Origin of the sequence: Enterovibrio litoreus (assembly GCF_045679545.1) — a bacterium.
GTDB lineage: Bacteria > Pseudomonadota > Gammaproteobacteria > Enterobacterales > Vibrionaceae > Enterovibrio.
In genome coordinates this window covers 3,240,973-3,252,007 of sequence record NZ_CP166194.1, presented here as the reverse complement: position 1 = coordinate 3,252,007, position 11,035 = coordinate 3,240,973, and the positions used below count along the sequence as shown (strand labels likewise).

At 49.7% G+C, this 11,035-nt stretch carries 12 protein-coding genes; 6 read left to right on the top strand and 6 right to left on the bottom strand.

Translation table 11 applies throughout. The features are described 5' to 3' along the window. Positions 1–11 precede the first annotated feature (11 nt). From AB8599_RS14585 to AB8599_RS14565, 5 genes are all read left to right on the top strand, one after another. Positions 12–599 (top strand): aminodeoxychorismate/anthranilate synthase component II, encoded by a 588-nt coding sequence (locus AB8599_RS14585; RefSeq protein ID WP_407331591.1) that lies wholly within the window; start codon positions 12–14, stop codon positions 597–599. 361 nt (positions 600–960) lie between these two features. Further along, positions 961–2,178: an aspartate aminotransferase family protein gene (locus AB8599_RS14580; RefSeq protein WP_407331590.1), complete on the top strand. Its 1,218-nt coding sequence runs from the start codon at positions 961–963 to the stop codon at positions 2,176–2,178. A 44-nt stretch (positions 2,179–2,222) separates the two neighbouring features. Further along, positions 2,223–3,239, top strand: a complete 1,017-nt coding sequence (gene astA, locus AB8599_RS14575) for an arginine N-succinyltransferase (RefSeq protein WP_407331589.1) — start codon at positions 2,223–2,225, stop codon at positions 3,237–3,239. Positions 3,240–3,248: 9 nt separating this feature from the next. Then, on the top strand, positions 3,249–4,706 hold the full coding sequence (astD, locus tag AB8599_RS14570; RefSeq protein WP_407331588.1) for a succinylglutamate-semialdehyde dehydrogenase: 1,458 nt from the start codon (positions 3,249–3,251) through the stop codon (positions 4,704–4,706). Between the two features lie 62 nt (positions 4,707–4,768). Then, a complete protein-coding gene (locus AB8599_RS14565) occupies positions 4,769–5,563 on the top strand; it encodes a DUF1338 domain-containing protein (protein WP_407331587.1) in 795 nt (264 codons plus the stop codon). A gap of 57 nt (positions 5,564–5,620) precedes the next feature. On the opposite strand, the gene AB8599_RS14560 is transcribed toward AB8599_RS14565, so the two are convergent. Next, complete coding sequence (locus tag AB8599_RS14560; protein ID WP_407331586.1) at positions 5,621–5,821, bottom strand: hypothetical protein; 201 nt, start codon at positions 5,819–5,821, stop codon at positions 5,621–5,623. A gap of 165 nt (positions 5,822–5,986) precedes the next feature. Continuing rightward, positions 5,987–6,619: a cAMP-activated global transcriptional regulator CRP gene (gene crp / locus AB8599_RS14555; RefSeq protein ID WP_016961983.1), complete on the bottom strand. Its 633-nt coding sequence runs from the start codon at positions 6,617–6,619 to the stop codon at positions 5,987–5,989. 236 nt (positions 6,620–6,855) lie between these two features. On the opposite strand from crp, the gene AB8599_RS14550 reads away from it, so the two are divergent. After that, positions 6,856–7,263: an OsmC family protein gene (locus AB8599_RS14550; RefSeq protein WP_407331585.1), complete on the top strand. Its 408-nt coding sequence runs from the start codon at positions 6,856–6,858 to the stop codon at positions 7,261–7,263. A gap of 131 nt (positions 7,264–7,394) precedes the next feature. Here the strand turns inward: AB8599_RS14550 and AB8599_RS14545 are convergent, their stop codons facing one another. The 4 genes from AB8599_RS14545 to AB8599_RS14530 all read right to left on the bottom strand — a co-directional run bounded on the left by AB8599_RS14545 (position 7,395) and on the right by AB8599_RS14530 (position 11,030). Further along, entirely contained in the window at positions 7,395–8,264 is an 870-nt protein-coding gene (locus AB8599_RS14545; protein WP_407331584.1) for a phosphoribulokinase, read from the bottom strand. A 70-nt stretch (positions 8,265–8,334) separates the two neighbouring features. Continuing rightward, positions 8,335–8,553 (bottom strand): YheU family protein, encoded by a 219-nt coding sequence (locus AB8599_RS14540; RefSeq protein ID WP_407331583.1) that lies wholly within the window; start codon positions 8,551–8,553, stop codon positions 8,335–8,337. A 114-nt stretch (positions 8,554–8,667) separates the two neighbouring features. Further along, positions 8,668–9,636 carry a hydrolase gene (locus tag AB8599_RS14535; protein WP_407331582.1) on the bottom strand — a complete coding sequence of 323 codons (969 nt, stop codon included), beginning with the start codon at positions 9,634–9,636 and terminating at the stop codon, positions 8,668–8,670. 11 nt (positions 9,637–9,647) lie between these two features. Beyond that, complete coding sequence (locus AB8599_RS14530) at positions 9,648–11,030, bottom strand: PLP-dependent aminotransferase family protein (protein WP_407331581.1); 1,383 nt, start codon at positions 11,028–11,030, stop codon at positions 9,648–9,650. Positions 11,031–11,035 lie beyond the last annotated feature (5 nt).

The following is an 11,035-nucleotide window of genomic DNA, read 5'->3' as shown; positions in this document are numbered from 1 at the left end:
CGGAATAGACTGTGCTGTTAATTATTGATAATTACGACTCTTTTACTTACAACCTGTATCAATACTTTTGTCAGTTAGGTGTGCAGGTTGAAGTGCACCGCAATGACGCCATCACCCTTGCTGATATTGACGCCATGGCACCGACTCACCTTGTGATCTCCCCCGGCCCTTGCACGCCGGACGACGCAGGTATATCTCTTGACGTCATCGAACACTTTGCCGGTAAGTTACCTATTCTAGGTGTTTGCCTTGGGCACCAAGCCATTGCTCAAGTCTTCGGTGCGAATGTCATTCGTGCTAGACAAGTTATGCATGGTAAAACCAGCCCAGTGACGCATCAGGGTTTGGGGGTATTTGAAGGGTTAAATAACCCCTTAACGGTGACGCGATATCATTCATTAGTGGTCGAAACCGCGTCTCTTCCCGATTGCTTTGAGATCACGGCATGGACTGAGCGTGACGGAGCGTTCGACGAAATCATGGGTATTCGTCATCGGACCCTTGCACTCGAAGGGGTTCAATTTCATCCAGAAAGCATTCTGACCGAACAAGGTCATCAGCTCTTGGCTAATTTTCTTTCGTCTTCTGTCACGCTTTAACAACAATCATCTCTCACTCACTCCCAGCTTGCTGATTTCTCGTCGCCCGCTATCTTGCCGATAACCTGGAGAAGGAAGCCGATCGGCATCACTAAATTTACATTTTAATCGCACTGTTTTCGCACCGTTCACAGTGAAACCTTATTCATTTTCACTACGCCTCTTTTGCTTTGTTTCCCGCTAGGAAAGACACTCTTACCTCTTGCTCTATTAATCATTTCCGTGGAATTGCGCATAACTATGGCACTGTGATGAATTTCCCCCTCTTTACAGCCTAAGGGTTTGATATTTTCTGCTATTGATGTAGTTAATGAAATGTAAATACTATGCTTAAAGCAGAATCGACAGAAGGATATGAGCGATGACAGCCGAACATAAAGTAGAACGTAAATTGTTCGATGAAGTAATGGTGCCGTGTTACGCACCGATGACAATGATTCCAGATAGAGGCCAAGGCTCGCGTATCTGGGATCAAGAAGATCGTGAATATATCGACTTTGCTGGCGGGATTGCGGTGAGCTGTCTTGGCCACTGCCACCCAGTGATGGTGAATGCGCTAAAAGAACAAGCAGACAAGCTGTGGCATCTGAGTAATGTCATGACCAATGCGCCTGCGTTGCGTCTGGCGAAAAAGCTGACGGAAGTGAGCTTTGCGGACCGTGTGTTTTTTGCAAACTCAGGGGCGGAAGCCAATGAAGCGGCGTTGAAATTAGCACGCCGTTGGGCAGTGGAAGAGCATGGCCAAGAGAAGAGTGAAATCATCGCCTTCACCCAAGGCTTCCATGGTCGTACTTTCTTTACCGTAACAGTTGGTGGCCAAGCGGCTTACTCAGACGGTTTTGGTCCAAAGCCGGGCAATGTAACGCATCTTCCGTATAACGATCTTGGTGCACTCGCTGCGGCCATGTCGGATAAAACCTGCGCCATTATGATGGAGCCTTTGCAAGGTGAGGGCGGCATCGTGTCAGCAGACGCTGACTTCTTACAAGGTGTGCGCGAACTGTGTGACAAGCACAACGCATTGCTTATTTTTGATGAAGTCCAAACCGGGAACGGTCGTACGGGGACTTTCTATGCGTACGAGCAAACGGGCGTGACACCAGACATCCTGAGCACCGCGAAATCGCTCGGCGGCGGTTTCCCTATCGGCGCCATGCTGACCACTGAAGTGCTGGCAGCACACATGAAAGTGGGTACGCACGGTTCAACCTACGGCGGTAACCCGCTGGCGTGTGCCGTGGCAGAAGCGGTCGTAAACGAAGTGAGCAAGCCAGAAGTGCTGGCGGGTGTGAAAGAACGTGAAGGTTGGTTCCGTGACGGTCTTGAAGCGTTGAATGCGAAATATGACATGTTCAGCGAGATACGCGGCAAAGGCTTGTTGATTGGCGCGGCACTCAATGAAAAATGGCAAGGTCGCGCGCGTGATGTCTTGCTGGCTGCTGGTGACGAAGGTTTGCTGCTGCTGGTGGCTGGCACCAATGTTGTGCGTATGACGCCATCGCTTGTGATTAGCAAAGAAGAAGTAGAAGAAGGTTTGGCGCGTCTGGATCGCGCTCTGGCGAAACTGGCGGCGGCTTAATTGCCGCGCCATTTTGACCACCCATTGCATCAGGAGGAAGTAAGATGCTGGTAATTCGTCCCATTAAGGAAACTGATTTTGATGCGCTAATGTTATGCGCGGAAGAATCAGGGCACGGTTTTACCTCGTTGCCTGTGGATGAAGGTCTGCTAAAAGGCCGGATTGATCATTCACTGCATAGTTTTGACCTTAACGCACAAGCGCCGGGAATCGAAGGCTACCTCATGGTGGCAGAAGATACCGAAACCGGAGAAGTCGCGGGCACGACGGGCATTGAAGCCGCCATTGGGATGGACAATCCCTTCTACAGCTACCACATCAGTAAAATCGTCCACCATTCGCGCAGACTCAATGTGCACAATGTGGTCGAGGTGCTGACCTTTGGCAATAACTACACCGGTGCGACTGAGATTTGTACCTTGTTCCTTCGTCCTGAGTATCGTGCAGGATTGAACGGCAAACTGTTGTCTAAATGTCGCTTTCTGATGTTGGCGCAGTTCCCGGAGAAATTTTCAGACGTGATCTTCGCAGAGATGCGCGGCGTGTCAGATGAAGACGGGAACTCGCCTTTCTGGGCATGGCTAAAAGAGCACTTCTTCTCGATTGATTTCACGCTGGCTGACTACCTGACAGGCACAGGTCAGAAAGGCTTTATCGCCGATTTGATGCCAAAGCTGCCGATTTACGTCAGTTTGTTGAGCCCAGAAGCACGGGCTGTGATTGGTCAAGTGCACGAAAAAACCCGCCCAGCACTGCGTTTACTTGAAAAAGAAGGGTTCACTTGCCGTGGCTACGTAGACATTTTTGATGCGGGCCCGACTGTTGAGTGTCTGCGTCAAAATATTGATTCCATTCGCCGCTCGTTCACCGCAAGAGTCAAGATTGCAGAGCACAGCAGTGCGCAGGATTACCTGATTTGTAACAGTGATTTCCAGAATTTCCGCGCCACGTCCGCCAAAATTGGCGTGGACGAAGAGCGCAATGAAGCGTTGATCAGCCAAGAAGTCGCCGATGCACTTAACGTCAAAAATGGCGATAACGTGCGACTCGTGTCTGTGTAGGAGTAGATGATGACACAATGGATTGATAACCAGCCTATCGCTGGTGATGGCGAGATGTTTGATTCACTGAACCCTTTTAACAGTGAGTCTATCTGGCAAGGAAAAGCGGCCACACCTTTGCAGGTGGAAGCCGCAGTGACTGCCGCGCGAGAAGCGTTTGTGACATGGAAGCATACCGCTTTGTCAGAGCGTCAGGCGCTGGTTGAGCGCTTTGCTCAGAAGCTAAAAGACAACAGCGAACACATGGCGCGAGTGATTGCTGAAGAAACGGGCAAGCCTTTGTGGGAAACGCGCACAGAAGCAGCGGCCATGGTGGGTAAAATTGCCATCTCACTGCGTGCTTATCAAGAGCGCACTGGTGAGCGCAGTAAAGACGTAGCAGGTACGCAAGCGGTATTACGCCATCGTCCATTGGGCGTGATGGCCGTCTTTGGTCCCTATAACTTCCCCGGTCATTTACCAAACGGTCATATTGTTCCTGCGTTGTTGGCGGGGAATACCGTGGTATTTAAACCTTCGGATCTCACACCGAAAACGGCGGAAGAAACCATTAAACTATGGATTGAAGCTGGGTTACCGAAAGGCGTGCTTAACATGGTGCAGGGCGGCCGTGAAACGGGCGAGGCGCTGGCACAATCTAAAGGCATCGATGGCCTTTTATTCACTGGTAGCGCAAACACGGGGCATATCCTTCATCGTCAATTTGCCGGAGAGCCGGGCAAAATGTTGGCGCTAGAAATGGGTGGAAACAACCCGATGGTGATTTCCGATCAATACGGCGATCTTGATGCCACGGTGTATACCATCATTCAATCCGCATTTATCAGTGCTGGGCAGCGCTGTACCTGTGCCCGTCGTCTCTATGTGCCGAAAGGCGAACGCGGCGACGCATTGCTTGCGCGTTTGGTTGAGATGACCAAAAACATCAAAGTGGGTGGCCAGTTTGATGAACCCGCCTCGTTCATGGGGTCACAAATCTCTGTTCGCGCCGCTGAAGGCATTCTTGCTGCGCAGGATAACCTTGAATCGCTGGGTGGGGAACCGCTTCTCAAAGCTCAGTTGCTGCATGATGCTGTGGTCACTCCAGGTATTATTGAAGTGAGCCAAGTCGCCCAATTACCCGATGAAGAGTACTTTGGCCCGCTATTGCAAGTTGTGCGTTATGACACGCTCGCGCAGGCCGTGACGTTTGCCAATGACACGCGCTACGGTTTGTCAGCAGGGTTAATTTCTACCGATGATGAAGAGTGGGCATATTTCCTTGACCATATTCGCGCCGGCATCGTTAACCGCAATCGCCAACTAACCGGTGCGAGTGGCGATGCGCCATTTGGTGGGCCGGGTGCGTCAGGCAATTTACGCCCAAGTGCATACTATGCCGCTGACTATTGCGCCTACCCGATGGCGTCAATGGAAGGGGAGGATGTGTCCTTACCTGATCAGCTCAGCCCTGGGCTGTCGTTGTAGCGATAAAACAGCAACAACCGATCACCAATAATAACTGCGAACACTCAATGTAGGAGGATGTGATGGAACGCGTTCAGGCTTTATTTGATGGGCTTTGGAAAGACTATATCGATAGGTTATGCCCGTCGGCGGCGAAAGTGCATGCGTTGTTGGAAGAAGGCACTCCGCTTCTTAATGACCACATTGCATTACGCACCTTCGCGCTCCCTAAAGTAGGGCTAGATCGCTTGGCTGCGCCGTTTATTGCGATTGGCTATGTCCCTATGGGGGAATACCATTTTAAAGCGAAGAAATTGTTCGCGCGCCATTATGAGCATCCTCACCCTGATGCACCTAAGGTGTTTATCAGTGAGCTTTTGGTAGGGCAGTGCTCCACAGAACTGCAACAGGCTGTTCGTGCCTTGGTTGATCAGGTAGATGACACGGCACTTAATGATCCCGCGTTCTTGTATAGTGGTCGTTTGTGGAGTATTGACACCGCAACCTATCAACAGCTCGCAGCGGAAAGTGAATATGCAGGTTGGCTGTCTGCTCATGGATTTGGCGCTAATCACTTTACGGTGAGTGTTAATCAGTTGAGTACACTTCATGAGGTGATGGAGGTGAACAAATTGCTGCGTGATTCAGGTTTTGCGATTAATGAATCTGGCGGTGAAGTGAAAGGGGATCCGCAAGTGCGTTTGGAGCAATCATCGACCATGGCCGATAAGGTGACGGTAAACTTCAGTGATGGCGATCTGAATATTCCAGGTGGTTTTTACGAGTTTGCAAAACGTTATCCGTTACCAGATGGCAGCCTGTATCAAGGTTTTGTTGAGGCTTCTGCAGATAAAATATTTGAAAGTACCGATCAGTAAGTCATCGTCCAGTGCTCAATCACTACTGCCCCTTTGAGGATTTTAGGGGAGTGCAGATTAGCTGGGTTCTGACAGTAAGCTTGAAGGCCATTCTTCGTGAGACGGCGGTACTGATTTTCGTCCGTCATCGCCGAGCATGCGTTGTAGATGATAGTGAGATACGCCAGTAAAACCCGTCAATTCGGTGCTGACTTGACCCCAAGGAACAAGAGCCGGTGTCGTGTTGGTATGACTAAACACTAGGTGTTCCATGTCCATATCGATGCTCCATCATCGCAAAAACGTTGCACGTAAATGTATACATGCTTTGCTTTGAAAGGTAGCACTGAGAAATGGGTTTTGTGGGAATTTTGGCGTGATAGTGATCAGGCTCAAACAAAAAAGCCACCGTAAACGGTGGCTTTCATTTCAAAGCAATAATGCTTAGCGAGTGCCGTAAACCACAATAGTTTTACCGTGTGCAGAAATGAGGTTCTGCTCTTCCAGCATCTTCAAAATACGACCAACGGTTTCACGTGAGCAACCCACGATTTGACCGATTTCCTGACGGGTGATCTTGATTTGCATACCGTCTGGGTGAGTCATAGCATCTGGCTGTTTCGCCAGGTTAAGCAATGTTTGCGCGATACGACCCGTCACATCTAGGAATGCTAAGTCACCTACTTTTTGGCTAGTGATTTGCAGACGACGAGCCATCTGAGAAGAAAGGCGCATCAAAATGTCCGGATTCACTTGAATCAGCTGACGGAACTTCTTGAATGAGATTTCAGCAACTTCGCATGGAGATTTAGCGCGAACCCAAGCTGTACGCTCCTGATCTTCCTCAAATAGACCAAGTTCGCCAATGAAGTCGCCCTGGTTGAGGTAAGAAAGGATCATCTCTTTGCCTTCTTCATCCTTGATAAGTACAGCCACAGAGCCTTTCACGATGTAATAAAGCGTTTCAGCTTTCTCACCAGCATGAATCAGCGTACTTTTTGATGGGTACTTATGAATGTGGCAGTGTGAAAGGAACCACTCTAGTGTTGGGTCTGTTTGAGGTTTTCCTGGAACCATATCTCTCATTTCCTCTGCAGTTGTTGCCTGATGAGTCTTCCTTAGCCCACCGTCCTGCGGCACAAGTCCGTGGGATAGCATAAAGTGTCAACCGTCAGGCTACAAGCTCTCTGTTTGAGTCATTGAGTTTATCCTTTTTCCAGCACGATTTCTTGATTTTGATATGGACTTCCCCCCCTATTAAAGGCTAAAAACGTGGACAAGATCACGACACTGAAAGTAAACAGGAGAAATAGATGCGAGCAAGCGTCAAGTGGTGCGGAAAAGAGACCTTCCTAGGACAATCGAATTCAGGCCATAGCATCGTCATGGATGGCAATGGTGGAGAAAAAGCGCCAAGTCCAATGGAAATGGTATTGATGGGAGCTGGTGGATGCAGCTCTGTCGACGTGGTTGCAGCGCTTAAAGCGGCTAATCAAGCAGTATTATATTGTGAAGCTGAACTTACTGCTGAGCGCCGGGAGCAAGCACCGCGCTTGTTCACCCATATCAATATTCACTTTGTGGTGACAGGGACTGCGTTGGATGAAGCATTGGTGGCTTCTGCGGTTAAAGACAGCCTAGAGAAATACTGCTCGGTGTGTTTGATGCTGGGTGCCGGTATTGAAATGACCCACTCTTATGAGATTCGTGAAGCGGCTTAATGGCGTGTTTGCGGTTTTGTTGGAAGTGACTATAAAACAAAGGAGGGCACGACCTCCTTTGTTTTGCTATTAACTGTTTATCAATGGGTTGCCAAGATCTTCATACAAGAAAAGGGGAGGCTCTCGCGGGTTTAGCTTATCTTGCCTGTTTCAATTAACTGCTGAATAAGCGGTTGGATGATCAACTCCATGGCGAAGCTCATTTTGCCCCCAGGCACAACTAAGGTGTCATGTCGTGACATGAAAGAGCCTTGGATCACGGCCAGCAAATAAGGGAAATCCACTTTCTTGATGCCGCGAAAACGTATGACGACAAAACTCTCATCGAGGCTTGGAATGCCTTTGGCGTTGAGTGGGTTAGAAGTATCAACCGTTGGGACGCGCTGGAAGTTAATGTGTGTGCGACTAAACTGCGGCGTGATGTAGTTAAGATAATCGTCCATTGATCGCACGATAGAATCCATCACAGCCTCTCGCGAGTGGCCGCGGTCGCGCGTGTCGCGAACAAATTTCTGAATCCATTCAAGGTTCACGATCGGCACCATGCCAATGAGCAAATCAACATGCTGAGCCACGTTAATTTCGCCGTCGGCAATACCACCGTGAAGCCCTTCATAGAACATCAAGTCGTTATTCTCAGGCAAATCTTGCCATGCTGTAAACGTACCTGGCATTTGGTTATAAGGCACGGCTTCATCAAAGGTATGTAAATAGCGGCGGAATTTTCCCGTACCGTGTTTACCATATTCATCGAAGAATGATTCGAGCCTTGGGAAATCATTGGCTTGAGGGCCAAAATAGCTGATGTGCCGTCCTTGCTCTCTGGCCTTGCGAATTTCAACGTCCATTTCCGGACGTGTAAAACGGTGAAAGCTGTCGCCTTCAACCCAGGCAGCGCGGATGTCCATCATATTGAATATCTTCCGAAATGCGTCGGAAGTGGTAGTAGTTCCTGCCCCAGATGAACCGGTGACTGCAATAATAGGGTGTTTTGCAGACATGACAAACCCTGTCAATTTTTAAAATGATGTCAAACAATTAACAGGGAGTGACGTCTTGGTCAAGCAGACGTTAAGCGCCAAGTGATCGCGCGTGTTTGATATCGACCGTTTCGTGCAACTCAGAATAGACCACCATGGCTTCTTTGTTCTTGAGCAGGGCATAGACCTGCTCGACTTTTTCATCGAAGCTGGCTTCTTGCTCACCATAGTCTGTGCCTTCGCGCAGAACAAAGTGCTCAACCAAGTTTTTCAGGGTCTCTTCTGGGATTTCTTGCCAAGGGATGATCATCGCGATACCTACAACATAAAACGGTGGCGGAAGGTGGCATTGTACACCTATATTCTCGAGCTACCTCAAGATGCTTGTTCAGCGAAAGCTTGTTCGGCGATTGGCTCATTGTGGTTATTTTAAGTGCTGGGCCAACCAGCGTGGCACTTCTTTCTCAAGCCAGAACTCTGGTGCATTGAGTGAGCCTGACACAAATCCGACATGACCACCGTATTCCGTTAGGTGATAGTCAATATTCTCTGGCAATGGCTGTGTTGGGATCACCGCTTCTGTCATGAACGGGTCGTCTTTGGCATGAATCACCTTCAGCGGCGTGGTGATGTTTTGCAGTACGTCTAAGCCACTACATTGCTGATAATAATGCTCGGCGCTCTCAAAGGCATGAAGCGGTGCAGTGACGGTTTTATCAAACTCATAGAGTGTCGATATCTTCACTTTCTGACCACTTTTCCAATGACCAATTTCGGGGTGGCGTTCGAGTTTTCTCGACAGGGTACGATTCATTGAGCGCAGCAAGTAAGCCTGATAAACCTTGGAAAACCCGAGCTGAATACGCGATGAACAGGCGGCTAAATCGAGAGGTGGGCTGATCACACAACCGGCATGAATCAGTGGGTCATGGTTAAATTCAGCCAGGTAACGCACCAACATATTGCCGCCCAGTGATACACCCGTTGCCACACGCGGCACATCGGGGAAGCGCTCGCGGATATATTCCAGCATAAAACGCGCATCACTGGTTTCACCTGAGTGGTAGCTGCGTGGCTGGCGGTTAATCAGACCGCTACAGCCTCGAAAATGCATCATGACACCGAGCCAACCTTGTTGTTTGAAGGCGTTGAGCAGGCCGTTGGCGTATGGGCTGTAAAAGCATCCCGCCAAACCATGAAACAAAATAACGACAGGTTTGCCTTGGGCTTGTTCTGGTGGCTCTGTCCAGCACAGATCGAGAAAGTCACCGTCAGGGGTATCTATGCGCTGCCAGATCGGTTCAAACAAGGCTTTGCGTCTGACAAAGCGAGGCAACAGTGTTTGCACGTGGGGGTTACGTCCCCATTTCATGGGCTCGAAATTTTCAGTCATCAAGGTCACACTCACATTGCAAATTCGGACAGCGGGGGATTGGCCAGTAATTGTGCCAGCTGCTGGCAGCCGTTTTCCAGCGTTTCTCGATTGGGGGGGGCACTCACTGCAATCCGCACGCAAGGCGGTGCTGAATATCCCGCTGGCACAAACAGCTCGGATGATTTGATCTCCAACCCCTGCGCTTTACACGCAGTGAGGAATTCGCTCAATGACCATTCATCGGGGAGTCGTAACCAACCATGAAAACCATTGGGATGAAAACGCAGATCCGCATTGCCAAGATATTGTTGTAGTAATGCCCAGCGTTGTTCCATTTCAGTACGTATTGTTTCTAGGATCTGGTTTGCCCCGCCATTTTCCAACAAGATCGCCGCCATGGCGGTGAGCAAGGGGCTGATCATCCAACTGTGATTTTGCAGTGCATTAACAAATTGCGGGTAGAAACGCTCAGGCAGATGCAGAAAACCCAAACGTAACCCTGGTGCCAACGTTTTCGCCATTCCGCCAATATAAATCACATCATCTGGCGCCAGATTGACAAAAGGCTGCGGTCGCTCTCGCGGCAGTAATCCGTTGACATCGTCTTCGACAATCACTAATTGCTGAGTTTGACACACGTTAATCAGTGCCTTGCGGCGAGATTCGCTCATGATGGCGGTGGTAGGGTTTTGAAGCGTTGGTGTTAAGTACACCATGCGCGGTTGATACTGCTGACAGGCCGCTTGCAGCGAGTCTGGCAACATACCTTCATCATCCATGTCCACAGGCTTGACAGTAAGTTGAAGTTGACGCGCGAGGCTCATTAAGCCGGGATATGTGAATTTGTCAGCGAGAATGGTATCACCAGCGCGACATAGGGTAAGTAAGCAAAGCTGCATGGCGTTTTGTGCGCCTGAGCAGAACAGTAAGCGGTTGGCGTCTGCAATCACAGAGTGTTGCGCTAGCCACTGCGACAGAATCTCACGGTGGCGGACAATGCCAGAGGGTGGTTGGTACAGCATCAGATTATTCAATTCATTGGGGTGCGAGGCCAATTGCTGCAAAGCATCGGAAAACAAATCGGCGCGATTAATGGCTGGTGGCACATTGTAGCCAAAGCTGGTGATTCCCGGACGTTCAGGGCTAGCAAAGGTCCAATGTGGTTTGTCGCTGTCACAGACATAAGTGCCCGCGCCGACTTTGGCTTCGATAATACCGCGTCGTTCTGCTTCGGCATAAGCTCGGGTTACCGTGCCAACAGTGACAGACAAAGCATCAGCCAACGCTCTGTGGGTAGGTAGTTTCGCACCTGCGGCAAGCTCATTACTGAGAACTTTGCCTGCAATGGCATCCGCGATTTGACGGTAAATCGGCGTGCCGTCTCTCTCTAACACAATATTCATGATTGTCATGGTGA